Raw genomic sequence first — 25,232 nt, forward strand, 5'->3', positions numbered from 1 at the left:
GCGCCCCCTATGAATGCTTACTTACGGTTAATCGCGCGGTAGCCGATATCGCGGCGGCAGAAGCTGCCATCCCATGAGATGTGCTGCGCTAGCGCATAAGCGTTCTTCTGTGCGGCAGCAACATCGTCACCCAGCGCGGTGACGCATAAGACGCGACCGCCGTTGGTGACTACCAGATCGTCTTTCATCGTGGTTCCTGCATGGAAGACTTTGCCATCCGGAACTTCTTCCAGCGGCAAACCGTGAATCTGATCGCCAGTCGTATAATCTCCCGGATAACCGCCTGCCGCTAATACCACGCCCAGCGCAGGACGCGGATCCCACTTCGAGGTTTGCTGATCCAGTTTGCCGTCGGTAGCCGCCAGGCATAGCGCAACCAGATCCGACTGCAGGCGCAGCATGATCGGTTGGGTTTCTGGATCGCCGAAGCGGCAGTTGAACTCGATCACTTTGGGCTGACCGGCTTTATCGATCATCAAACCGGCATACAGAAAGCCGGTATAGATGTTACCTTCGGCTTTCATGCCGTTAACGGTTGGCCAGATGATCTGATCCATCACGCGCTGGTGGATCTCATCGGTCACCACAGGTGCCGGGGAATAAGCTCCCATGCCACCGGTGTTAGGGCCGGTATCACCATCGCCGACGCGCTTGTGATCCTGACTGGTAGCCATCGGCAGCACATTGTTGCCGTCAACCATCACGATAAAGCTGGCTTCTTCGCCATCCAGGAACTCTTCAATTACGATGCGGTGACCGGCATCGCCGAACGCATTGCCGGCCAGCATATCTTGCACAGCCGCTTCTGCTTCAGCCAACTCCATCGCGACGATAACGCCTTTACCGGCGGCCAATCCGTCAGCTTTGATCACGATCGGTGCGCCTTTCTCACGCAGATAGGCCAGCGCAGGTTCCACGTCGGTGAAGTTCTGGTATTCGGCGGTTGGAATCTGCTGACGTGCCAGGAAATCTTTAGTGAAGGCTTTCGAGCCTTCCAGCTGCGCAGCGGCCTGCGTTGGGCCAAAGATCTTCAGGCCTGCAGCACGGAACGCATCTACCACGCCAATCACCAGCGGCGCTTCTGGGCCAACGATAGTGAGGTCGATCTTTTCCTGCTGTGCAAAGGCCAGCAGTGCGGGAACATCGGTGGCGCTGATGGCCACGTTTTGCAGAGCGGGTTCAAGTGCGGTGCCAGCATTGCCTGGTGCGACAAACACGGTTTCCGCCAGCGGCGACTGCGCTGCTTTCCACGCCAATGCGTGTTCACGTCCGCCATTACCAATCACTAAAATTTTCATCTGTACTGCTCCCAACAATTAATGGCGGAAATGACGCATATCGGTGAAGATCATCGCGATGCCGTGCTCATCAGCGGCGGCAATCACTTCATCATCACGGATTGAACCACCCGGCTGAATCACGCAGCTAATGCCGACAGCCGCTGCGGCGTCGATACCGTCGCGGAACGGGAAGAAAGCGTCAGACGCCATCGCCGAACCTTTCACTTCCAGGCCTTCGTCACCCGCTTTAATACCGGCGATTTTAGCGGAGTAAACACGGCTCATCTGACCGGCGCCAATGCCGATAGTCATATTGTCGCGCGCATAGACGATGGCGTTGGATTTTACGAACTTCGCCACTTTCCAGCAGAACAGCGCATCACGCAGTTCCTGCTCAGTTGGCTGGCGCTTGCTGACCACGCGCAGCTGGCTGGCATCAACCATGCCCAGATCGCGATCCTGCACCAGCACGCCGCCATTAACGCGTTTGAAATCCAGCGCCGCAACGCGGCCTTGCCACTGACCACATACCAGAACGCGCACGTTCTGTTTGACGGCGGTGACTTTCAATGCGGCCTCGCTGGCGGAGGGGGCGATGATCACTTCCACAAACTGACGGCTGATGATGGCCTGCGCGGTGGCTTCGTCCAGCTCGCGGTTAAAGGCGATGATGCCGCCGAAAGCGGAAGTCGGGTCAGTTTTGTAGGCACGCTCGTAAGCTTCAAGAATCGACCCGCCCACCGCGACACCGCATGGGTTAGCGTGCTTGACGATGACACAAGCGGCTTCCTCGAACTCTTTCACGCATTCAAGTGCGGCATCGGTATCGGCGATATTGTTGTAAGAGAGCGCTTTGCCCTGAACCTGTTGCGCGGTGGCAACAGATGCTTCAGCCACATTCTCTTCTATATAGAAGGCAGCATCCTGATGGCTGTTCTCGCCGTAACGCATATCCTGTTTCTTAATGAAGTTGAGGTTCAGCGTGCGCGGGAAACGGCCGGCCGGTTCTTTGCTGTTGCTGTGATAAGCCGGCACCAGGCTGCCGAAGTAGTTGGCAATCATGCTGTCGTAGGCGGCAGTGTGTTCGAAGGCTTTAATGGCCAGATCGAAGCGCGTTTCCAGCGTGAGTGAGTTTTCGTTGGCATCCAGCTCGGCAATAATCGCCTCGTAATCGCCGCTCTTCACTACAATCGCCACGTCTTTGTGGTTCTTGGCTGCGGATCGAACCATGGTTGGGCCACCGATATCGATGTTCTCAACCGCCTCAGCCAGCGAGCAATCAGGTTTGGCAACGGTTTGTGCGAAGGGATAAAGGTTCACCACCACCATGTCGATCGGGTTAATGGCGTGCTCGGCCATGATCGCATCATCCTGACCGCGACGACCCAAAATGCCGCCGTGCACTTTTGGGTGCAGCGTTTTGACGCGTCCATCCATCATTTCCGGAAAACCGGTGTAGTCAGAAACTTCGGTGACGGGCAGGCCCGCATCTGCCAGCAGACGTGCAGTGCCGCCTGTGGAGAGCAGCTCAACACCACGACTGGAGAGTGCCTGAGCAAATTCGAGGATACCGGCTTTATCAGAGACACTGAGCAGAGCGCGGCGTACAGGACGACGTTGTTGCATGGTGGTTTTATCCCTTGGCTTTGTTTCGCGTAAAAAAGAGCGTTACATCAAGCTTAGTGTCTCTCTTCTATATAGAAGGCAACACTTGCCTCATGTAACGCCCCAAAAGGGGCATCCTTGACGTCGCCCGGCATTGTAGCGAAAACGTTTGCGTGATGCTCGCTTAAATTCATTTGTACGACGGAGTGTGGATAACTGTGTGTGTAACTGCGTATAAGGCGGGGTTTTGCTGTGGAATGCAGCGAACGGTTGTTTTTGTTGAATTTAGCGGTTGCGCACTGAGAACAACTCCCTATAATGCGCATCCATCAACACGGCACAACGGTTTACGAAATGTGGTGTTGGTGAGGAAGATTCGATAAGAACTTCCGCCGGATGAAAACGCTGAAAAAAGTGTTTGACTCTGAAGAGGGAAAGCGTAATATACGCCACCTCGCGACAGGCGGTTAACCCGCTGCTCGCAACGCTCTTTAACAATTTATCAGACAATCTGTGTGGGCACTCGCAGGATTGATATCAGCGTCTTTGGACGCAAAAAAATATCAAAGCCTCACGAGTGAACACATAATGAAATTCATTATGACGTTTTACAGATGAGCATCGCTGCACTTGTTGCAGCAAATCAAACTTAAATTGAAGAGTTTGATCATGGCTCAGATTGAACGCTGGCGGCAGGCCTAACACATGCAAGTCGGACGGTAGCACAGAGAGCTTGCTCTCGGGTGACGAGTGGCGGACGGGTGAGTAATGTCTGGGAAACTGCCCGATGGAGGGGGATAACTACTGGAAACGGTAGCTAATACCGCATAACGTCGCAAGACCAAAGTGGGGGACCTTCGGGCCTCACACCATCGGATGTGCCCAGATGGGATTAGCTAGTAGGTGGGGTAATGGCTCACCTAGGCGACGATCCCTAGCTGGTCTGAGAGGATGACCAGCCACACTGGAACTGAGACACGGTCCAGACTCCTACGGGAGGCAGCAGTGGGGAATATTGCACAATGGGCGCAAGCCTGATGCAGCCATGCCGCGTGTATGAAGAAGGCCTTCGGGTTGTAAAGTACTTTCAGCGGGGAGGAAGGCGGTGAGGTTAATAACCTCACCGATTGACGTTACCCGCAGAAGAAGCACCGGCTAACTCCGTGCCAGCAGCCGCGGTAATACGGAGGGTGCAAGCGTTAATCGGAATTACTGGGCGTAAAGCGCACGCAGGCGGTCTGTCAAGTCGGATGTGAAATCCCCGGGCTTAACCTGGGAACTGCATTCGAAACTGGCAGGCTAGAGTCTTGTAGAGGGGGGTAGAATTCCAGGTGTAGCGGTGAAATGCGTAGAGATCTGGAGGAATACCGGTGGCGAAGGCGGCCCCCTGGACAAAGACTGACGCTCAGGTGCGAAAGCGTGGGGAGCAAACAGGATTAGATACCCTGGTAGTCCACGCCGTAAACGATGTCGACTTGGAGGTTGTTCCCTTGAGGAGTGGCTTCCGGAGCTAACGCGTTAAGTCGACCGCCTGGGGAGTACGGCCGCAAGGTTAAAACTCAAATGAATTGACGGGGGCCCGCACAAGCGGTGGAGCATGTGGTTTAATTCGATGCAACGCGAAGAACCTTACCTACTCTTGACATCCACGGAACTTGGCAGAGATGCCCTGGTGCCTTCGGGAACCGTGAGACAGGTGCTGCATGGCTGTCGTCAGCTCGTGTTGTGAAATGTTGGGTTAAGTCCCGCAACGAGCGCAACCCTTATCCTTTGTTGCCAGCGGGTAATGCCGGGAACTCAAAGGAGACTGCCAGTGATAAACTGGAGGAAGGTGGGGATGACGTCAAGTCATCATGGCCCTTACGAGTAGGGCTACACACGTGCTACAATGGCGCATACAAAGAGAAGCGACCTCGCGAGAGCAAGCGGACCTCATAAAGTGCGTCGTAGTCCGGATCGGAGTCTGCAACTCGACTCCGTGAAGTCGGAATCGCTAGTAATCGTAGATCAGAATGCTACGGTGAATACGTTCCCGGGCCTTGTACACACCGCCCGTCACACCATGGGAGTGGGTTGCAAAAGAAGTAGGTAGCTTAACCTTCGGGAGGGCGCTTACCACTTTGTGATTCATGACTGGGGTGAAGTCGTAACAAGGTAACCGTAGGGGAACCTGCGGTTGGATCACCTCCTTACCTGAAGATACCTTCCCGCGCAGTGCTCACACAGATTGTCTGATAGAAAAGTAATGAGCAAGACGGCTGCGAAGTCGTGACACTATCGTGTCCCCTTCGTCTAGAGGCCTAGGACACCGCCCTTTCACGGCGGTAACAGGGGTTCGAATCCCCTAGGGGACGCCACTTGCTTGGTGACAGGTGAAAGGTGTCTCCACGACGTATCTCAAAACTGACGTAACCGTCATGTTTGAGATACTGCTCTTTAACAATCCGGAACAAGCTGAAAATTGAAACGACGTGTTGGTTCATTTCTCCGTAATAAGGAATGAATAACAACATGTTCGAGTCTCTCAATGCTTACAGTCTGCAGCGTTGCAAAACGCCTGTGGGTTGTGAGGTTAAGCGACTAAGCGTACACGGTGGATGCCCTGGCAGTCAGAGGCGATGAAGGACGTGCTAATCTGCGTAAAGCGTCGGTAAGGTGATATGAACCGCTACAGCCGACGATGTCCGAATGGGGAAACCCGGTGCACCCAGTGCATCATCGCAACATGAATACATAGTGTTGCGAGGCGAACCCGGGGAACTGAAACATCTAAGTACCCGGAGGAAAAGAAATCAACCGAGATTCCCCCAGTAGCGGCGAGCGAACGGGGAGCAGCCCAGAACCTGAATCAGTTTGTGCATTAGTGGAAGCGTCTGGAAAGTCGCACGACACCGGGTGATAGTCCCGTACACGAAAGTGCACATTCTGTGAGTTCGAAGAGTAGGGCGGGACACGTGGTATCCTGTCTGAATATGGGGGGACCATCCTCCAAGGCTAAATACTCCTGACTGACCGATAGTGAACCAGTACCGTGAGGGAAAGGCGAAAAGAACCCCGGCGAGGGGAGTGAAACAGAACCTGAAACCGTGTACGTACAAGCAGTGGGAGCCTCTTTATGGGGTGACTGCGTACCTTTTGTATAATGGGTCAGCGACTTATATTCTGTAGCAAGGTTAACCGTATAGGGGAGCCGCAGGGAAACCGAGTCTTAACTGGGCGTTAAGTTGCAGGGTATAGACCCGAAACCCGGTGATCTAGCCATGGGCAGGTTGAAGGTTGGGTAACACTAACTGGAGGACCGAACCGACTAATGTTGAAAAATTAGCGGATGACTTGTGGCTGGGGGTGAAAGGCCAATCAAACCGGGAGATAGCTGGTTCTCCCCGAAAGCTATTTAGGTAGCGCCTCGTGAACTCATCCTCGGGGGTAGAGCACTGTTTCGGCTAGGGGGCCATCCCGGCTTACCAACCCGATGCAAACTGCGAATACCGAGGAATGTTATCACGGGAGACACACGGCGGGTGCTAACGTCCGTCGTGAAGAGGGAAACAACCCAGACCGCCAGCTAAGGTCCCAAAGTCATGGTTAAGTGGGAAACGATGTGGGAAGGCACAGACAGCCAGGATGTTGGCTTAGAAGCAGCCATCATTTAAAGAAAGCGTAATAGCTCACTGGTCGAGTCGGCCTGCGCGGAAGATGTAACGGGGCTAAACCATGCACCGAAGCTGCGGCAGCGACGCGTATGTGTTGTTGGGTAGGGGAGCGTTCTGTAAGCCGTTGAAGGTGGCCTGTGAGGGTTGCTGGAGGTATCAGAAGTGCGAATGCTGACATAAGTAACGATAAAGCGGGTGAAAAGCCCGCTCGCCGGAAGACCAAGGGTTCCTGTTCAACGTTAATCGGAGCAGGGTGAGTCGACCCCTAAGGCGAGGCTGAAAAGCGTAGTCGATGGGAAGCAGGTTAATATTCCTGCACTTGGTGTTACTGCGAAGGGGGGACGGAGAAGGCTAGGTTATCCGGGCGACGGTTGTCCCGGTTTAAGCGTGTAGGCTGACACCTTTGGTAAATCCGGGGTGTCTTAAGGCTGAGGCGTGACGACGAGCCACCACGGTGGTGAAGTAACTGATGCCCTGCTTCCAGGAAAAGCCTCTAAGCTCCAGGTAACACGAAATCGTACCCCAAACCGACACAGGTGGTCAGGTAGAGAATACCAAGGCGCTTGAGAGAACTCGGGTGAAGGAACTAGGCAAAATGGTGCCGTAACTTCGGGAGAAGGCACGCTGGCGCGTAGGTGAAGGGACTTGCTCCCGGAGCTGAAGCCAGTCGAAGATACCAGCTGGCTGCAACTGTTTATTAAAAACACAGCACTGTGCAAACACGAAAGTGGACGTATACGGTGTGACGCCTGCCCGGTGCCGGAAGGTTAATTGATGGGGTTATCCGTAAGGAGAAGCTCTTGATCGAAGCCCCGGTAAACGGCGGCCGTAACTATAACGGTCCTAAGGTAGCGAAATTCCTTGTCGGGTAAGTTCCGACCTGCACGAATGGCGTAATGATGGCCAGGCTGTCTCCACCCGAGACTCAGTGAAATTGAAATCGCTGTGAAGATGCAGTGTACCCGCGGCAAGACGGAAAGACCCCGTGAACCTTTACTATAGCTTGACACTGAACATTGAGCCTTGATGTGTAGGATAGGTGGGAGGCTTTGAAGCGTGGACGCCAGTCTGCGTGGAGCCAACCTTGAAATACCACCCTTTAATGTTTGATGTTCTAACGTAGGCCCGTAATCCGGGCTGCGGACAGTGTCTGGTGGGTAGTTTGACTGGGGCGGTCTCCTCCCAAAGAGTAACGGAGGAGCACGAAGGTTGGCTAATCCTGGTCGGACATCAGGAGGTTAGTGCAATGGCATAAGCCAGCTTGACTGCGAGAGTGACGGCTCGAGCAGGTGCGAAAGCAGGTCATAGTGATCCGGTGGTTCTGAATGGAAGGGCCATCGCTCAACGGATAAAAGGTACTCCGGGGATAACAGGCTGATACCGCCCAAGAGTTCATATCGACGGCGGTGTTTGGCACCTCGATGTCGGCTCATCACATCCTGGGGCTGAAGTAGGTCCCAAGGGTACGGCTGTTCGCCGTTTAAAGTGGTACGCGAGCTGGGTTTAGAACGTCGTGAGACAGTTCGGTCCCTATCTGCCGTGGGCGCTGGAGAATTGAGGGGGGTTGCTCCTAGTACGAGAGGACCGGAGTGAACGCACCACTGGTGTTCGGGTTGTCATGCCAATGGCACTGCCCGGTAGCTAAGTGCGGAAAAGATAAGTGCTGAAAGCATCTAAGCACGAAACTTGCCCCGAGATGAGTTCTCCCTGACTCCTTGAGAGTCCTGAAGGGACGTTGAAGACTACGACGTTGATAGGCCGGGTGTGTAAGCGCAGCGATGCGTTGAGCTAACCGGTACTAATGACCCGTGAGGCTTAACCTTACAACGCCAGAGGCGTTTTGGTGAGAGAGACCAGAGATTTTCAGCTTGTTTATGGATTGGTTTGCGGTGCCTGACAGGGCTTCGTGAACGAAACAGAATTTGCCTGGCGGCTTTAGCGCGGTGGTCCCACCTGACCCCATGCCGAACTCAGAAGTGAAACGCCGTAGCGCCGATGGTAGTGTGGGGTCTCCCCATGCGAGAGTAGGGAACTGCCAGGCATCAAATAAGTGAAGAAGCCCTGAACTGACGTTCAGGGCTTTTTTACGTCTTAAGAAATGTAGCGCTGTGCTTTTATTTTATGCAATAAAGTGCCTATATCAGTTATCAACCGCTTCAACATCATCAATAACCTCTGAAAAATTCGTCGATCTCCCACGCCTGATTTCAAATTCCACCTAAAGCTGAAACATTTTCATAAACCGCATGAAGACTCGACATTTACGACATATCAGGCTAATGTCGGGCATCTGGATGTCTAAACGTTTATACGGTTGTAAGTAAGAGGTGAGCAGGCTATGCCAATCAGGATTCCCGACGAATTACCGGCAGTGAACTTTTTGCGTGATGAAAACGTCTTTGTCATGACGTCGTCGCGCGCCAGTGTTCAGGAGATCCGTCCGCTAAAAGTGCTGATCCTCAACCTAATGCCTAAGAAGATCGAAACGGAAAATCAGTTCCTGCGCCTGCTCTCAAACTCGCCGCTGCAGATTGACGTACAGCTGCTGCGCATTGATAGCCGTGAGTCGCGCAACACGCCAACCGAGCATCTGAACAACTTTTACTGCAACTTTGAAGATATTCAAAACGATAACTTTGATGGACTGATTGTCACCGGTGCGCCGCTGGGATTGGTTGATTTTAATGATGTGGCCTACTGGCCGCAGATTCAGCGCGTGCTGCACTGGGCCAACGAGCACGTCACATCCACACTGTTTGTCTGTTGGGCGGTACAGGCGGCGCTGAACATTTTGTATGGCATTCCTAAGCAGACGCGGCAAAACAAATTGTCAGGCGTCTACGAGCACCAAATCCTGCATCCACACGCGCTGCTAACCCGTGGCTTTGACGATAACTTCCTCGCGCCACATTCACGCTATGCCGATTTCCCTAGCCAGCTAATTCGTGATTACACCGATCTCGAACTGTTTGCCGAGTCGGAGGCAACGGGCGCGTATTTGATGGCGAGTAAAGATAAGCGTTTAGCCTTTGTCACCGGCCATCCTGAGTACGACGCTTTGACGCTATCAGGCGAATATCATCGCGATTACGATGCGGGTCTGCAGCCGGAGGTGCCGTTTAACTACTTCCCACAAAACAATCCAGAATTGCCGCCGCGAGCGACCTGGCGTAGCCATGGCAATCTGCTGTTCTCGAATTGGCTCAACTACTACGTTTATCAGATTACACCGTTCGATCTGCGACATATGAATCCAACACTCGAATAAGTCTCTCCCTCGTTTGATCCTGCCGTGACAGCCGCAAACTGTTGCGGCTTTTTTTTGCTTTCATTCTTTAGTGGAAATCATTGCCTTTAATTCGAGAGATTAAATTACATAAATATCATATTGATGTATGTAATTTGTAATAATAATGGAAATAGTTTTTGAAAATAAAATTAAAACCATTATGCTCTGATCTTGCAGGTTAAAAAACACCCTACATCCGGATCCGATCGCCAGACGATGGATCAACTCAGGAGGCAGCCCGCATGACAGACTCGGTTATCAGCAATACGCTAACCTTTAGCCAGCCCTTTACCCACGCGGAAAAGCAGCTGCTTACCCCGGAAGCGATCGACTTCATTCATTCACTGGTGGTGCGTTTTGCACCGGAACGCGAACGACTGCTGAAAGCACGCCGGCAACGTCAGCAGCGCTATGATCAAGGTGAGTTACCTGGATTCGATGCGGAAACCGCTTCCATTCGTGAAAATGAGTGGCAAGTTCGTCCCATTCCCCAGCTGCTGCAGGATCGCCGCGTAGAGATCACCGGTCCGCCGGATCGCAAAATGGTGATCAACGCGCTCAATGCGAACGTCAAAGTCTTCATGGCTGACTTTGAAGATTCACTGGCACCGACGTGGCAAAAGTTAGTGGAAGGACAGCTCACGCTGCGCGATGCGGTTAATGGCTCGCTGAGTTTCACCAGCGAGGCCGGTAAGATCTATCAACTGCGTGCCAACCCGGCACTGCTGATGTGCCGCGTGCGTGGCCTGCATCTGGATGAAAAGCATGTAGAGTGGCGCGATCGGGCCATTCCGGGTGGATTGTTCGACTTTGCGCTCTACTTTTTCCACAACGTTGAAGCGTTGCTGGAGAAGGGCCACGCACCGTGGTTTTATTTGCCGAAAACCGAGCATGCGGCTGAAGTAGCCTGGTGGCGTGAGATCTTCCGCTTTAGTGAAGATCGCTTTGATCTACCGCGCGGAACGATCAAAGCCACGGTGTTGATCGAAACGTTGCCTGCGGTATTCCAGATGGATGAGATCCTATGGGAACTGCGCGATCACGCGGTCGGCCTGAACTGCGGTCGCTGGGATTATATCTTCAGCTACATCAAAACATTGGGCCAACATCCCGATCGTATCCTGCCGGATCGTCAGCAAATCAGCATGGACCAGCCGTTCCTTGATGCCTATTCCCGCCTGCTGATCAAAACCTGCCATCGCCGCGGCGCGCTGGCAATGGGCGGCATGTCGGCGCTGATTCCGAGCAAAGATGCAGAGCGCAATTTATGGGTGACGCAAAAAGTACAGGAGGATAAAACGCGCGAAGCGGGCAACGGCCACGATGGTACATGGGTCGCCCATCCCGGCCTGGCTGATATCGCGATGGAGGCGTTTGATCGACGGTTGGGTCACCAACCTAATCAACTGCATATCACGCGTGCACAAGATGCGCCGATCACCGCCGAACGTCTGCTGGCACCGTGTCGCGGTAAACGTACGGAAGCGGGCATGCGCGCTAACATCCGCGTGGCGCTGCAATATCTTGAAGCCTGGATCAGCGGCAACGGCTGCGTACCGATTGATGGCTTGATGGAAGATGCCGCCACTGCAGAAATTGCGCGCACCTCTATCTGGCAATGGATTCATCACAAACAAATTCTCAGCGATGGCCAGCCGGTAACAGTCGCGCTGTTCGAACGGCTGCTGGATGAAGAGTTAGCCGCGCTGCAGCACACCCTTGGTACCGAACGTTTTAGCAACGGACGTTTCGAGGATGCTGCTGCGTTGATGGCAAACATCACTACCGATGATGAACTGATTTCTTTCCTCACTCTGCCGGGCTATCGCCTGCTGCCCTGAACCTGGAGATATGGCTATGAATCGTACGCAACAGATCAAACAACTGGAATCGAGCTGGAACGAGACGCGCTGGGAAGGGATCACACGACCATACAGTGCGGAAGATGTCATCAACCTGCGCGGTTCGGTCAATCCGGCCTGCACGCTGGCAGAGCGCGGCGCGACCAAACTGTGGTCGCTGCTCAACGGCGAATCCAGCAAAGGTTATATCAACAGCCTCGGCGCGTTGACCGGTGGTCAGGCGGTGCAGCAGGCGAAAGCCGGTATTGAAGCGATTTACCTCTCCGGCTGGCAGGTGGCAGCCGATGCCAACCTTGCTGGACAGATGTATCCCGATCAGTCGCTGTATCCGGTGAATTCGGTGCCCAATGTGGTGGAGCGCATCAATCAAAGTTTCCAGCGTGCCGATCAGATTCAATGGGCCAGCGGCGTGTCGCCAGAAGATAGCGATTTTATTGATTACTTCCTGCCGATTGTGGCCGATGCAGAAGCGGGATTTGGCGGCGTACTCAACGCGTTCGAGCTGATGAAATCGATGATTCAGGCCGGTGCCGGTGCGGTACATTTTGAAGATCAGCTGGCGGCGGTGAAGAAGTGCGGGCACATGGGCGGTAAAGTGTTAGTGCCGACGCAGGAAGCCATCCAAAAGCTGGTGGCGGCGCGTCTGGCGGCGGATGTAATGAACGTGCCGACAGTATTGATCGCGCGCACCGATGCCGATGCGGCCGATCTGATTACCTCCGACTGCGACCCGCGCGATGCGGCGTTCATCACCGGCGAGCGTACCGCCGAAGGCTTTTTCCGCACGCACGCCGGCATTGAACAGGCGATCAGTCGCGGGCTCTCCTATGCGCCGTATGCCGATGTGCTGTGGTGCGAAACCTCAACGCCCGATCTTGAACTGGCACAGCGCTTTGCCGATGCGATTCACGCGCAGTATCCCGGCAAGCTGCTGGCCTATAACTGCTCGCCGTCGTTTAACTGGAAGAAAAATCTCGACGATCGCACCATCGCGCGTTTCCAGCAGGCGTTGAGCGACATGGGCTATCGCTTCCAGTTCATCACGCTGGCTGGCATTCACAGCATGTGGTTCAACATGTTCGACCTCGCCCACGCCTATGCGCAGGGCGAAGGTATGCGGCATTACGTGGAAAAAGTGCAGCAGCCGGAGTTTGCGGCACGCGATAAAGGCTATACCTTCTCGTCACATCAGCAGGAAGTCGGCACCGGCTATTTCGATCGCATCACCAATGTGATTCAGGGCGGGCAATCCTCGGTAACCGCACTAACCGGTTCCACTGAAGCCTCGCAGTTCTAAACCCACACCGATACTGCCATTGTAGGGTCGCCATTAATGGCGACCGTTTTCCTGGAGCGTTGCCGATGACACCGAGAGAATCGCTGATCGCCCACACCATCCTGCAAGGTTTTGATGCGCAGTATGGTCGCTTTCTGGATATCACAGCCGGCGCACAGCAGCGCTTCGAGCAGGCCGACTGGCTCGCGGTGCAGCAGGCAATGAAAGCGCGTATCCATCTCTACGATCACCACGTTGGCCTGGTTACCCATCAGCTGCGCATTCTCAATGACACCTCGGAATGGGATGAAGCCTTTTGGCTGCGCGTTAAAAGCCATTACGAAACCCTGTTGCCTGGCTATCCGCGCCATGAAATTGCCGAAAGCTTTTTTAACTCGGTCTATTGTCGATTGCAGGGACACAGACACCTCTCGCCCGAGCGGCTATTTATCTTCCCGTCGCAGCCTTACGCGCCGGCTCCGGTTGCGCAGCGCCCGCTGTCGCGCCTCTATCGCCCGCAGCAAAATTGGCAGGAGACGCTGCGTCAGGTGTTAAATGACATGCCGCTGCGCCTGACGTGGCAGGATCAGACGCGTGATATCGGCTGGATTGTCCGTCATCTGCATGAACAGTTTGGCGCCGCGCAGTTGGCAACGGCAACGCTGGATGTTGCCTGCGAGCTGTTTTACCGCAACAAAACCGCGTGGATTGTGGCGCGGCTGCAGCTGAGTGATGGCATGGTGCCCTGCTTGCTGCCGATCCAGCGTGATGATGCTGGACGCTTGTGGATCGATACCTGTCTCACGGATAGTGATGATGCCAGCATCGTGTTTGGCTTCGCGCGCGCTTACTTCATGGTGTACGCGCCGGTGCCAGCAGCGCTGGTGGCGTGGCTACAGCCGATTCTGCCAGGCAAAACCGTCGCTGAGCGCTACATGGCGATTGGCTGTCAGAAGCACGGGAAAACCGAATGTTATCGTGAATATCTGCACTATCTGGCACACAGCCAGGAGGATTTCACCATCGCGCCCGGCATTCGCGGCATGGTGATGATGGTGTTCACGCTTCCCGGTTTTGATCGGGTGTTCAAAGTGATCAAAGACCGCTTCGCGCCACAAAAAGAGGTTACCGATGCGCAGGTGCGCGACTGCTACCGCATGGTTAAAGAGCACGATCGCGTCGGACGCATGGCGGATACGCAGGAGTTCGAACACTTTGCGTTACCGCGCGCGCGTATTCCCGCCGAGCTGATGGCGGAGTTTGAACGCGATATTCCTGAAAAGCTGGAAGTGCGCGACGACGTGGTAATCATCCGCCATTTATGGCTGGAACGGCGCATGGAGCCGCTCAATTTGTGGCTGGCGCAGGCCACGCCGGAGCAGCGGCAGCACGCGATTGGCGAGTACGGCGATGCGATTCGCCAGCTGGCGGCGGCGAATATTTTCCCCGGCGACATGCTGTTCAAAAACTTTGGTATGACGCGCCATGGTCGCGTGGTGTTTTACGACTACGACGAAATCCGTCCGATGAGCGAACTGGTATTCCGCGATGTGCCGCAGGCACGTTATGAAGAGGATGAGCTACAGGCCGAGCCCTGGTATAGCGTTGGGCCGGATGATGTGTTCCCGGAAACCTTCCGCTATGCGCTGTGCAGCGAACCGGCGACCGGTAAATTGCTGCTGGCGCTGCATCCCCAGCTGTTTGATCCCAACTGGTGGCGTGCGCTGCAAGTGCGCATCCGCGCAGGGCATATTGAAGAGGTGATTGCCTGGCGCGCCAGCCAGCGTTTCAGCGCGCGCTATGCTTCGGTGGCCGCTTAGCGGCCAGAATAGGTTTGCGTCACCTGTTTGGCGGCGCGAATCACCAGCGCACCCAGTTCGGTAATGCGGTCGTCGGTCATACGCGCAATCGGGCCGGAAATGGAAATCGCGGCGAACGGTTCGCCGTGCTCGTCATAAATCGGCGCGGCGACACAGCGCAGACCCAGCGCGTGCTCCTCATCATCATGCGAAAAGCCCATTTTGCGAATCAGCGCCAGATTTTCTTTCAGGCTGTGCGGCGACATCAGCGTCTTCGGCGTGTAGTGATGCAATCCTTTTTGGTGCAGCAGCGACGTGACTTGCTCATCACTCAGATGCGCCAAAAAGGCTTTACCGGCACCGGATGCATGCATCGGCAGCTTGCCGCCGATCGGCGCCGACATACGCATTAGCTGCGTGCACTGCACCTGATCGATAATCACCGCCTGATAATCACTAAGATCCAGCACCGCCAGATTCACCGTCTCGCCGGCATCTTCCATCAGCTTGCGTAATACTGGATGCACAATCGCCAGCAGATTGCGGCTCTGCAGAAAGCTGCTGCCGACCACAAAGGCATGTGAAGCGATGGTCCATAACCCTAAGTCGCCTACCTGATGGACAAAACCCTGTTGCTGCATGGTGGTGAGCAGGCGATGCGTGGTCGAATTCGGTAAGCCAGCCTGCTGGGCCAGCTCCGTGAGCGCTACGCTGCCGTGGGATTCGGCAATCAGCTCCAGCAGGCGCAGGCCGCGCGTCAGTGACTGAACCTGCCCGCCTACAGGCGCGCTGGTGGTGGTGGTTGTAGCACGAGGTTTCTTGCCGCGTTTCACGGGCGCAGGGGTTGCCATGACTTCTCCACAATCGCATCAATTATGGAAACCATTTTCGTTTTTAATGGTACGAATGCAAACGTTCGCTTTCTGGTCGGATCTGTTAGGCATCCTGGCTGAAAATGTCTCATCTGACCTGACTTTTGCTCACCTTAAAGATATGCCAGTATGTCTGGCTGGCATTGTTGCCAACGCAATGACGTGGACGGGGCAAGAGTGAGCAATAAAACAGACATGCTGCAGCAGCAGCTGGCGCAACGCATCATGATTCTGGACGGTGGCATGGGCACCATGATCCAGAGTTATAAACTGAGCGAGCAGGATTTTCGTGGCAGCCGCTTTGCCGACTGGCCATCCGATTTGAAGGGCAACAACGATCTGTTGGTGCTCACCAAACCGCAGGTGATCCGCGAAATTCATGATGCGTACCTCGCTGCGGGCGCGGATATTCTGGAAACCAACACCTTTAACTCCACCACCATTGCGATGGCGGACTATGCGATGGAAGCGCTGTCGGCGGAGATCAACTTCGAAGCCGCTAAACTGGCGCGAGCCTGCGCGGATGCATGGACGGCGAAAACGCCGCATCGCCCGCGCTACGTGGCGGGCGTATTGGGCCCGACCAACCGCACCTGTTCTATCTCGCCGGATGTTAACGATCCCGCCTATCGTAACGTCACCTTTAATCAGCTGGTGGATGCCTATCGTGAATCGACTCATGCGCTGATTGCCGGCGGTTCCGATCTCATCATGATCGAAACGGTGTTCGATACGCTGAATGCCAAAGCGGCCATCTATGCGGTGCAGGCCGAAATGGAAGCGATGGGCGTGACGCTGCCGCTGATGATCTCCGGCACAATCACCGATGCCTCCGGTCGTACGCTCTCCGGCCAAACTACCGAAGGTTTCTATAACTCGCTGCGCCACGCCGAGCCGCTGTCATTTGGCCTTAACTGTGCACTCGGCCCGGACGAACTGCGTCAATATGTCGCAGAGTTGTCGCGCATAGCCGAAGGTTACGTCACCGCGCACCCGAATGCCGGTTTGCCCAATGCCTTTGGTGAATACGATCTTGATGCCGCCATCATGGCTGAGCAGATTGGTGAGTGGGCACGCGCCGGATTCCTCAACATTATCGGCGGCTGCTGTGGCACCACGCCGGAGCATATCGCGGCGATGGCGGCAGCAGTAGAAGGCGTTGCGCCGCGCCGGCTGCCGGAGATTCCGGTGGCTTGCCGCTTAGCCGGGCTGGAACCGCTCAACATTCACGCCGATTCACTGTTCGTCAACGTTGGCGAACGCACCAACGTCACCGGCTCGGCTAAGTTCAAGCGGCTGATCAAAGAAGAGAAATATAACGAAGCACTGGATGTGGCGCGCCAGCAGGTGGAGAACGGTGCGCAAATCATTGATATCAACATGGATGAAGGCATGCTGGATGCGGAAGCGGCCATGGTGCGCTTCCTCAACCTGATCGCCGGTGAGCCGGATATCGCGCGCGTGCCGATCATGATCGACTCCTCAAAATGGGAGGTGATCGAGAAAGGCCTGCAGTGCATTCAGGGCAAAGGCATCGTTAACTCCATCTCGATGAAAGAGGGCGTTGAACCTTTCATTGAGCACGCACGCAAAGTGCGTCGCTACGGCGCGGCGATGGTGGTGATGGCGTTTGATGAAATCGGCCAGGCGGATACGCGCGCGCGCAAAATCGAAATCTGTCGACGTGCCTACAAGATCCTCACCGAAGAGGTCGGTTTCCCGCCAGAAGACATCATTTTCGATCCGAATATTTTTGCCGTTGCCACCGGTATTGAAGAGCACAACAACTACGCGATGGACTTTATTGGCGCCTGTGAAGATATTAAGCGCGAGCTGCCACACGCGATGATCTCCGGCGGCGTATCCAACGTATCGTTCTCGTTCCGCGGTAACGAACCGGTGCGTGAAGCGATCCACGCGGTGTTCCTCTATTACGCCATCCGCAACGGCATGGACATGGGCATCGTCAACGCCGGGCAGCTGGCGATTTATGACGATCTGCCAGCCGAACTACGCGATGCGGTGGAAGACGTGATCCTCAACCGCCGAGATGAGGGTACCGAGCGCCTGCTGGAGCTGGCGGAGAAGTATCGCGGCAATAAAGGCGACGGTGAGCAGGAGAAACAGCAGGCCGAATGGCGCAGCTGGGACGTGGTAAAACGTCTGGAATACTCGCTGGTGAAAGGCATCACCGAGTTTATCGAGCTGGATACCGAGGAGGCGCGTCAGGCATCCGAACGCCCGATTCAGGTGATTGAAGGACCGCTGATGTCCGGCATGAACGTGGTCGGCGACCTATTCGGCGAGGGCAAAATGTTTCTGCCGCAGGTGGTGAAATCGGCGCGCGTAATGAAGCAAGCAGTGGCCTATCTCGAACCCTATATTCAGGCCAGCAAAGAGGCCGGACGCAGCAACGGCAAGATCGTACTGGCGACGGTGAAGGGCGACGTGCACGACATCGGCAAAAACATCGTCGGCGTCGTACTGCAGTGTAATAACTACGAAATTATCGACCTTGGCGTAATGGTGCCGAGTGACAAAATCCTCAAAACCGCGCTTGCTGAGAACGCCGATATTATCGGGCTTTCCGGCCTGATTACGCCGTCGCTGGATGAAATGGTCAACGTGGCGAAAGAGATGGAGCGCCAGGGATTCACCATCCCGCTACTGATTGGCGGCGCAACCACCTCGAAAGCGCATACCGCGGTGAAGATTGAGCAGAACTACAGCGGCCCGACGGTGTATGTGCAAAACGCCTCGCGCACCGTGGGCGTGGTGTCATCGCTGCTCTCCGACACGCTGAAAGAGGATTTCGTGGCGCGCACGCGCAAAGAGTACGACACGGTGCGCATTCAGCACGGACGTAAAAAGCCGCGCACGCCGCCGGTGAGTCTGCAAACCGCGCGCGATAATGATTATTCCATCGATTGGGAAAGCTACACGCCGCCGGTGCCGCATCGCCTCGGTGTGAGCACGGTGCAAGCCAGCATCGAAACGCTGCGTAATTACATCGACTGGACGCCGTTCTTTATGACCTGGTCGCTGGCAGGGAAATATCCGCGCATTCTGGAAGATGAGGTGGTGGGTGAAGAGGCCAAACGGCTGTTTGCCGATGCGAATGCCATGCTCGATATGCTGAGCGCCAGCGGCACGCTCAATCCACGCGGCGTGGTCGGCATCTTCCCGGCTAACCGCGTCGGCGATGATATTGAGATCTATCGCAATGAGAACCGTGATGAGGTGCTGTGCGTGAGCCACCATCTGCGTCAGCAGACGGAGAAAACCGACTTTGCTAACTATTGTCTGGCCGACTTCGTGGCGCCGAAATCCAGCGGTAAAGCCGATTATCTCGGCGCGTTTGCCGTTACCGCAGGCATAGAAGAGGATGCGCTGGCCGAGGCGTATGACAAGCAGCACGATGATTACAACAAAATCATGGTGAAAGCGGTGTCGGATCGTCTGGCAGAAGCCTTTGCCGAGTATCTGCACGAGCGGGTGCGTAAGGTGATTTGGGGCTTTGCCGCCCATGAGAATCTCAGCAACGAAGAGCTGATTCGCGAGAATTATCAGGGCATTCGTCCCGCGCCGGGTTATCCCGCTTGTCCGGAACATACCGAAAAAGCGCCCATTTGGCAGCTGCTGGAGGTGGAAGCCAATACCGGCATGAAACTCACCGAATCCTTCGCCATGTGGCCCGGTGCGGCGGTTTCCGGCTGGTACTTCAGCCATCCTGACAGTAAATATTTCGCCGTGGCGCAGATTCAACGCGACCAGGTGGAAGATTACGCGGCGCGTAAAGGGATGAGCGTGAGCGAGGTTGAGCGCTGGCTGGCGCCGAATCTGGGTTATGACGCGGATTAATTCATTTAGGAGATCGCCATCAATGGCGGCCCTTCGTAGGGTCGCCATTGATGGCGACCGTGAACGGGGCGCATAATAAAAAAAGGTCGGCATAAATGCCGACCCTACAATTAATGAAAATAATCAATCAGTTAAACCGCGCATCGCGATCTGACGTCAGATCGTACAGCTGGTACTTACGGCCCAGCATCTGGCCGCCATCGCGCGTCAGCGGCACCCAATTCACCTGTGCACGGCCACGGGTTGGCGTCACGGTAAACAGATCCATCGGCACCGAAATGTAGAAGCCTTTGGTAAAGTCGCCTTCACCATACGCTTCTGCCGACACGTTGGTTTTGGTGGCGTAGAAGCCAACCATCACGCCGCTGTCGAAGCGCTTCGACACATCCAGCGTCACACCTTTATCTTTTGCCAGATATTGCCCGACGCTGGCTTTCACCAAGACATCCTGCATAAACCACGGACGCCAGTAGGTGGTGAAGTGTCCGGTTGGCGCTTTGTAATCGGTGAACTGCATCATGTTGTCCCAATCACGCTGCTTCACGTAGTTGGCATCAACCCCGAATGCCCAGTTGCTATCAATCGGACGATACAACACTTCGCCACCGACGCCGCCGTACATGGTTTCCAGATAACCGCCGTAAACCTGACCATAGAAACCATTGCCGAGCGAATGCATGTAGTTGGCTTGCAGATCGTTGACGTAAACGTTGTTTTCAACATAATCGCGAATGTGGGTGCGCACGCGCGGCAGCGTGGAATCCGCAGGTGCGCCGTTGTAGTTAAATTTGTTGTAGTTATTCGCGACGTTGCCGAACAGGCTGCCGCCCACCAGCAGGTGATCGGTGAGCCAGTAATCGGCGTTGGCCATCACGCCAACCTGATACATATAGAAGCTTTCCGGTCCGCCCACCGACTGATTCAGCACCGGCGACAAACTGTAGTTCAGGCGCTCTTTGCGGATAAAGAAGCCTTGCTCAGTGGTGCCGGGATCGACCGGATTATCACGCGTCTGCTGCAGCGGCTGCTCGTGTCCCAGCGGATAACCGGCCAGCTCGTTGTGCAGGCTGGCGACGTTGGTGCGCGTGCTGACCTGCGGCATATTGAAGCGCGACTCGGTGACATCGATGGTATCGATACCGGCTGGCAGGTTATTCATGATGATGCGATTGGCGCGATCGACGCCTTCGCGCGTGTCGCGATATTTGGTTTGTTCGCCGGAAACGTACAGCGTGCTGCCTTTGGTCTGAATATGCGGGCCGTTCAGCCCAGCGTTGTACTTCAGATCCGTCAGCTGATTCGCCACCACCGTTGGTTGCAGCAGGTCGCCCTGCGGCTGCGGGTTGTAGGCCGGTTTCTCGCTATCAATGTGCGACTGATGCAGATCGTTGAAGTTGGTGCGCAGGGTAAAGCCGAACATAAAGGTGTTGCCGCGCTCGTAGCTGGCGTTGATGTCGGCCCAATCGGTGATGCGATAAATCGCGCCGACGTTAACCTTGCTGCGCTGATCCAGACGGCCAGCAAAATCATCCTGATAGTTGTTGCCTTCGTATTCCACTTTGAGGCGCAGCGGCTGCCACGGCGTCTGATACTCCACGCCGCCGAACAGCGCCGACGGGCCATGGAACATCTGCGAACCGTTAATCGAACCCGCTTCACCACCGCCGGTGCGGCTACAGAAACTGTCGCTGTAGGAACAGAACGGATTTTTGATGGTGCCGCTATTGCCGAGATAGCCCCAGCCCAGGCCTAAGGTGAAATCAAACGGGCCCCACGCTTTGCTGGCGACCAGATATTCGCTGTCGAACAGGCCGGTGCCGCCTAAATCGCGCGAGCCAACCGCCACTTCGGGCAGCCAGTAGCTCTCCTGCCACAGCCGGAGCTTCACATCGAAGGCTTTGTCTTTATAGCTTTGGTTACCGCTGAAACCCTCTACCGCACTGTAGCGGCGCGTCCGCACGTCGGTATAACGCACGGTGGTTTCCAGCCACGGGAACAGCTGCAGTGAGGCCGAATAGTAACGATATTGATCGTTATCGCGGAAGTTAACGCTAAATTCACCCTCTTTCGCCATACGCGCCGTTGGCGTTTGCATCAGGCCCACGCCGCCGAAATCCGATTGCGAAGGACCGACCGGTTCAGGCCAGGTTTCCGCATGCACCTGGCAGGCAGCGGCAACGGAAGCAGCCAACAGGCTGAGAAGTAATTGTTTTTTCATCAGTCTGGTATCCGGTGAGTCAGAACGGAAAGCATGCGCGTATTCAAATCGCTTTGGCCCCAGGGCAGGCTCCATGAGGTGAAACCGAGCCAGATAATAGTGCCGGGCTCCACTTCAACGTGGCGATGATTCCAGTAAGCGATGGGCACTTGCTGCGTGCTGCCGGACGGCGCAATCACCGTGGCAAAACTGCGCTCCGCGCCGGACAGGCGTTCGTGACCGTCGAGATAATCACGCACCTCACGGCCGGGCTGCCAGCTCTCTTTACCGGGATTGCTCAGCGCACCGAGCACCAGCACCTGCGTGGGCTGCGCCAGCGTGTAAAGGTCATAGCTGCCCTGCAGCGTGCGGTTAGCCTGCGGACGCAGGCGCACTTCATCGGGATCGAGCGAAGTGAACTGGCGGCCAGTGACTTTTACGTCATTGAGCTGGCGGATGACTGCGCCAATAGTGGCGGCCAGCGACTCACCGCTGTCGGCTTGCCAGGCGCGCAGATCGACCAGCAGCTGTTGCTGCTGTTGTTGAGCCACGGCGGTTGCGCCGCGTTCGGCAATCACCGTACCCGGCCACCAACTGCGCAGTGCAGGATTTGTCAGTAATTGAGAGAGGTCTTGCGCATCATCGATTTGCAGTGCGTTTTTACCCTGCACATCGTGCACGGTGACGTGAGCCGCGGCCAGCGCATGGCCAGCCGTTAGCAGCATCAACGCTGCCAGCATTGGAGTTATTTTTTTCATGATTTCGCCGGCTTCAGAATAGTGGTTTCAACAGGGAAGGCGTCGGCGGCCAGCATCTGATTGGCCTGCAGCACCGTGCCATCGCGGTTATCGATCCAGAAGGTGTTCTGCCACTCCGCGCCCAGGCTTTCCATGCGCACGGTTTCATGCCAGACGCGGCAGGGCACGCGCTCACCGGCTATGTCCAGAACGGTATCGTCACCGCGCTGGAAGGTGGAGGTGGCCGTTGCGGCACGGACTTTTTCCTGTTCGCGCCACTGCACCACGCGCGTCCAGTCAGCACCGTTTTGCAGGTGCAGCGCATCGGCAAGCGGATCCTGCGCCAGATTACTGACATCCGTAAGGTTGCTCGGTAATCCCAGGGTTTTCACCAAACGACCATGCTGCATCACCAGCATGGCTTTATCCTGAGTCACCCATTTCTGCTGACCGTTTTCGTTGTAACCCAGCACCACGAAGATACGTGGGCCATCATTAATGCGGGCATAAAGGCTGGCGTAGGGCAGGTTATTGACCTGTTCGTCAGTGACCGTGACATCATCCGGCCCCTTTACGGCCAGCATTACGGTTTGTTCGAGGCCTTTTTGCGTTTGCGTGCAGGCCTGCAATAACAGGCAAAGTAGTAGCAAAGAGAGTCGGCGCACTGTGTATCCCTGTCTAAATAAGCCAAACAAAAAATAACCACACGACTGTGTGGTTATGTTTAAAGGTGCTACATCAACGAGTGGTGCTCGTTGTGGTGGTTGTTGTTGTACCGGTATTTGCGCCGTCACCGCCGCCAGAAGCAGCAATGCCGAGGCCCACTAACGCACCGAGCGCGCCGATACCCACAGCGGTAGACGCACCGGCAGAGATTGCTCCCGCCTGCGCGCCCGCTGCAGCACCAGCTTCTTCCGGTGCGGCAATCGCAGAGGAAGAGACGGCAACGTAAAGTAAGGCTGCACCGGCAACCATCAGTTTTTTCATAACAACGTTTCCTGCATTTATATAAATGAATGAATGTAGGATGTACCCAGATTTCGGGCGCGTTCAGTATAGGGCAACAAATTACCAGAGTTCAGTCTGAGTAAAAGAGGGTAACAAACAGTGATGTTTCTGGTGATAAATACGGCGAATTGGCGTTAGATGCTTTTTTTAAATGCACTTTTTTGCAGGTGTGGAATAATTAATGGGTTGTGCGAAGTGAGGCAGGATTTTTCACTTTTGCATTAACTATTGGTACGGAATAGGAATAATCAGATTTTCCTGAAGCAGGATAAATAAAAATCATAAATCAATCATATGGATAGATTTAAATTCTCGATAAATAGATCCATTTTTTAGTGAGCGCTATTCGGAATTATCTTGAAAAGATCCGATTATCCTTAGGTCACTTTAAGAATAATCTAACTGTGACGTGATGGGTAAATAACGGCGTTGTCAGGGGTATTAGGGAGTTAAACGTCATAGTGAAGGGAATATTGCCGGGGTCATGGCTTTGCTGCGGTAAAATTCATCCCAACAAGCAGGGATGAATTAATCTATCTGTGGATCTGATGTGGCAGGAAATATCAAGGCGTCGCCGTTAGCCAAAATAACCCGGAATAAGGCATTTTAAGGAAGTCGCGATGAACCGTCTCCAGATCTGCCTGAGGGTTGAGGTCGGTGAATAGCTGCGGATGCAGGAATTTCGCCATGGCTTCTACTGCCAGGATATTGAGCGGACTGTCATAGAACTGATGATAAATTACCATCACATCGCGCTGTTTCACCGCCTTCAGCACGTTGAGACCGTTGCGATTCAGCAAATGATCAAGGCGTTGCTGAGCGAGCTTAAGGTCAGCGGTATAACCGAGCGGCACGCCGATACTCTGTTTATAGTTATCGCTCCAGTCTGCGCCGGTCATCAGGTATTTGCCCGGTTGGCTGGTAATCAGCTGCTCAAGGCCGATGGTGCCATTTTTGCCCGAGAACAGATCGCTGCCCACATTCTTCCCGCCCGCCGTTTCAATAAATTCGCCAAAGCTGCCTTTGCCATAGGTGAAACAACACTCGTCGCCGGTCATGCCCGCATGACGCTCAATAAACACCAGCGGACGCTGTTGGGCGGTGAGGGATGCTGTGCGATCGCGGATCAGGCTCAGACGCTGTTGGTAAAACTGACTCCAGGCTTCCGCATGCTGTTCATCGCCCAGCACTTTGCCCAGCAGGCGAATGCTCGGCACGCTGTTGCTTAATGGGCGCAGGCGAAAATCGATGAACACCACCGGAACGCCAATCTTCTCCAGCTGATCCAATACACGACTCTGCTTCAGCTTCTCCAGCACCCCGAAATCAAAAATGATCAGATCAGGACGCATCTGCACCGTGCGTTCAACGCTGAAATCACTCAGGTAAGCATTCTCCAGCATCGGCAGCTTGCTCAGCTGCGGAAAGCGTTGCAGGTAGAGCGCATAGAGATCCGGCGCTTTGGTTTTAAGCGTGTTATCCCAGGCAATCAAATTTTTGAAGGGATCGTCAGGATGCACGATTTGCAGCGCCTGTAGCGCCCGGGCATCAGCCAATATCACGCGCTGCGCCGGATGCGCTAGCGTCACCTGGCGGCCGGCAATGTCTGTGACAGTAATGGGATCGGCCGCGACGCATGCTGCAGCAGTAAGCAGCAGGCTCGCCAGCAGCGCGCGAATGAGGGGGAATCGCATGGTCAATCAACCTGTAAAAAGTGGAACGGAAACTGGGCTGTTAACCCTTTCATATCAAGGTTACAGCCATAAAAAGCGTGGCGCATAAACAAAAGAGCG

The 25,232-nt window shown here is 54.9% G+C and carries 14 protein-coding genes, 1 tRNA gene and 3 rRNA genes; 10 read left to right on the plus strand and 8 right to left on the minus strand.

Going from position 1 to position 25,232, the window contains the following annotated elements:
• Positions 1–17: 17 nt before the first annotated feature.
• The gene (gene purD, locus AC07WB_RS01250; RefSeq protein ID WP_494939907.1) at positions 18–1,298 is read right to left on the minus strand and encodes a phosphoribosylamine--glycine ligase; all 1,281 of its coding nucleotides are present in this window, start codon (positions 1,296–1,298) and stop codon (positions 18–20) included.
• 18 nt (positions 1,299–1,316) lie between these two features.
• The gene (gene purH, locus AC07WB_RS01255) at positions 1,317–2,906 is read right to left on the minus strand and encodes a bifunctional phosphoribosylaminoimidazolecarboxamide formyltransferase/IMP cyclohydrolase (RefSeq protein WP_097095294.1); all 1,590 of its coding nucleotides are present in this window, start codon (positions 2,904–2,906) and stop codon (positions 1,317–1,319) included.
• Positions 2,907–3,536: 630 nt separating this feature from the next.
• Here purH and AC07WB_RS01260 point away from each other — a divergent pair.
• The 8 genes from AC07WB_RS01260 (at position 3,537) to aceK (ending at position 14,785) form a co-directional block, all read left to right on the plus strand.
• A 16S ribosomal RNA gene (locus tag AC07WB_RS01260) occupies positions 3,537–5,077 on the plus strand.
• A gap of 89 nt (positions 5,078–5,166) precedes the next feature.
• Positions 5,167–5,242, plus strand: a tRNA-Glu gene (locus AC07WB_RS01265).
• 213 nt (positions 5,243–5,455) lie between these two features.
• Positions 5,456–8,361, plus strand: a 23S ribosomal RNA gene (locus AC07WB_RS01270).
• Between the two features lie 102 nt (positions 8,362–8,463).
• Positions 8,464–8,579, plus strand: a 5S ribosomal RNA gene (gene rrf, locus AC07WB_RS01275).
• Together the 16S, 23S and 5S rRNA genes with 1 tRNA gene alongside form the textbook arrangement of a ribosomal RNA operon.
• 297 nt (positions 8,580–8,876) lie before the next feature.
• Complete coding sequence (metA, locus tag AC07WB_RS01280) at positions 8,877–9,806, plus strand: homoserine O-acetyltransferase MetA (RefSeq protein WP_097095292.1); 930 nt, start codon at positions 8,877–8,879, stop codon at positions 9,804–9,806.
• 263 nt (positions 9,807–10,069) lie between these two features.
• Positions 10,070–11,668 (plus strand): malate synthase A, encoded by a 1,599-nt coding sequence (aceB, locus tag AC07WB_RS01285; protein ID WP_400458193.1) that lies wholly within the window; start codon positions 10,070–10,072, stop codon positions 11,666–11,668.
• A gap of 16 nt (positions 11,669–11,684) precedes the next feature.
• The gene (gene aceA / locus AC07WB_RS01290; protein ID WP_494939908.1) at positions 11,685–12,986 is read left to right on the plus strand and encodes an isocitrate lyase; all 1,302 of its coding nucleotides are present in this window, start codon (positions 11,685–11,687) and stop codon (positions 12,984–12,986) included.
• A 65-nt stretch (positions 12,987–13,051) separates the two neighbouring features.
• On the plus strand, positions 13,052–14,785 hold the full coding sequence (gene aceK / locus AC07WB_RS01295) for a bifunctional isocitrate dehydrogenase kinase/phosphatase (protein ID WP_097095289.1): 1,734 nt from the start codon (positions 13,052–13,054) through the stop codon (positions 14,783–14,785).
• Here the strand turns inward: aceK and iclR are convergent.
• On the minus strand, positions 14,782–15,615 hold the full coding sequence (gene iclR, locus AC07WB_RS01300) for a glyoxylate bypass operon transcriptional repressor IclR (protein WP_097095288.1): 834 nt from the start codon (positions 15,613–15,615) through the stop codon (positions 14,782–14,784). The two genes, aceK and iclR, sit on opposite strands and share 4 nt — an antisense overlap.
• Here iclR and AC07WB_RS01305 point away from each other — a divergent pair.
• Positions 15,614–15,817 carry a hypothetical protein gene (locus tag AC07WB_RS01305; protein WP_097095287.1) on the plus strand — a complete coding sequence of 68 codons (204 nt, stop codon included), beginning with the start codon at positions 15,614–15,616 and terminating at the stop codon, positions 15,815–15,817. The genes iclR and AC07WB_RS01305 overlap by 2 nt on opposite strands.
• A 14-nt stretch (positions 15,818–15,831) precedes the next feature.
• The gene (metH, locus tag AC07WB_RS01310) at positions 15,832–19,497 is read left to right on the plus strand and encodes a methionine synthase (RefSeq protein WP_370659813.1); all 3,666 of its coding nucleotides are present in this window, start codon (positions 15,832–15,834) and stop codon (positions 19,495–19,497) included.
• A 127-nt stretch (positions 19,498–19,624) separates the two neighbouring features.
• On the opposite strand, the gene AC07WB_RS01315 is transcribed toward metH, so the two are convergent.
• From AC07WB_RS01315 to AC07WB_RS01335, 5 genes are all read right to left on the minus strand, one after another.
• Complete coding sequence (locus tag AC07WB_RS01315; RefSeq protein ID WP_097095285.1) at positions 19,625–21,715, minus strand: YjbH domain-containing protein; 2,091 nt, start codon at positions 21,713–21,715, stop codon at positions 19,625–19,627.
• Positions 21,715–22,452, minus strand: a complete 738-nt coding sequence (locus AC07WB_RS01320; protein WP_494939909.1) for a capsule biosynthesis GfcC D2 domain-containing protein — start codon at positions 22,450–22,452, stop codon at positions 21,715–21,717. The genes AC07WB_RS01315 and AC07WB_RS01320 overlap by 1 nt, the downstream gene beginning before the upstream one ends.
• A complete protein-coding gene (locus tag AC07WB_RS01325) occupies positions 22,449–23,096 on the minus strand; it encodes a YjbF family lipoprotein (RefSeq protein WP_400458188.1) in 648 nt (215 codons plus the stop codon). The genes AC07WB_RS01320 and AC07WB_RS01325 overlap by 4 nt, the downstream gene beginning before the upstream one ends.
• A gap of 73 nt (positions 23,097–23,169) precedes the next feature.
• Positions 23,170–23,418, minus strand: coding sequence for an exopolysaccharide production protein YjbE (gene yjbE / locus AC07WB_RS01330; protein ID WP_097095282.1), 249 nt, complete (start codon positions 23,416–23,418; stop codon positions 23,170–23,172).
• Positions 23,419–24,002: 584 nt separating this feature from the next.
• Complete coding sequence (locus tag AC07WB_RS01335; protein ID WP_494939910.1) at positions 24,003–25,133, minus strand: ABC transporter substrate-binding protein; 1,131 nt, start codon at positions 25,131–25,133, stop codon at positions 24,003–24,005.
• Positions 25,134–25,232: the final 99 nt, after the last annotated feature.

The organism is Pantoea sp. GW821-FHT03E06 (assembly GCF_059420725.1).

What these genes read in the sequence shown, in the direction of transcription:
- purD (WP_494939907.1), bottom strand. Translation starts at nt 1,298, where the DNA reads ATGAAAATTTTAGTGATTGGTAATGGCGGACGTGAACACGCATTGGCG.
- purH (WP_097095294.1), bottom strand. Translation starts at nt 2,906, where the DNA reads ATGCAACAACGTCGTCCTGTACGCCGCGCTCTGCTCAGTGTCTCTGAT.
- metA (WP_097095292.1), top strand. Translation starts at nt 8,877, where the DNA reads ATGCCAATCAGGATTCCCGACGAATTACCGGCAGTGAACTTTTTGCGT.
- aceB (WP_400458193.1), top strand. Translation starts at nt 10,070, where the DNA reads ATGACAGACTCGGTTATCAGCAATACGCTAACCTTTAGCCAGCCCTTT.
- aceA (WP_494939908.1), top strand. Translation starts at nt 11,685, where the DNA reads ATGAATCGTACGCAACAGATCAAACAACTGGAATCGAGCTGGAACGAG.
- aceK (WP_097095289.1), top strand. Translation starts at nt 13,052, where the DNA reads ATGACACCGAGAGAATCGCTGATCGCCCACACCATCCTGCAAGGTTTT.
- AC07WB_RS01305 (WP_097095287.1), top strand. Translation starts at nt 15,614, where the DNA reads ATGACTTCTCCACAATCGCATCAATTATGGAAACCATTTTCGTTTTTA.
- iclR (WP_097095288.1), bottom strand. Translation starts at nt 15,615, where the DNA reads ATGGCAACCCCTGCGCCCGTGAAACGCGGCAAGAAACCTCGTGCTACA.
- metH (WP_370659813.1), top strand. Translation starts at nt 15,832, where the DNA reads ATGCTGCAGCAGCAGCTGGCGCAACGCATCATGATTCTGGACGGTGGC.
- AC07WB_RS01315 (WP_097095285.1), bottom strand. Translation starts at nt 21,715, where the DNA reads ATGAAAAAACAATTACTTCTCAGCCTGTTGGCTGCTTCCGTTGCCGCT.
- AC07WB_RS01320 (WP_494939909.1), bottom strand. Translation starts at nt 22,452, where the DNA reads ATGAAAAAAATAACTCCAATGCTGGCAGCGTTGATGCTGCTAACGGCT.
- yjbE (WP_097095282.1), bottom strand. Translation starts at nt 23,418, where the DNA reads ATGAAAAAACTGATGGTTGCCGGTGCAGCCTTACTTTACGTTGCCGTC.
- AC07WB_RS01335 (WP_494939910.1), bottom strand. Translation starts at nt 25,133, where the DNA reads ATGCGATTCCCCCTCATTCGCGCGCTGCTGGCGAGCCTGCTGCTTACT.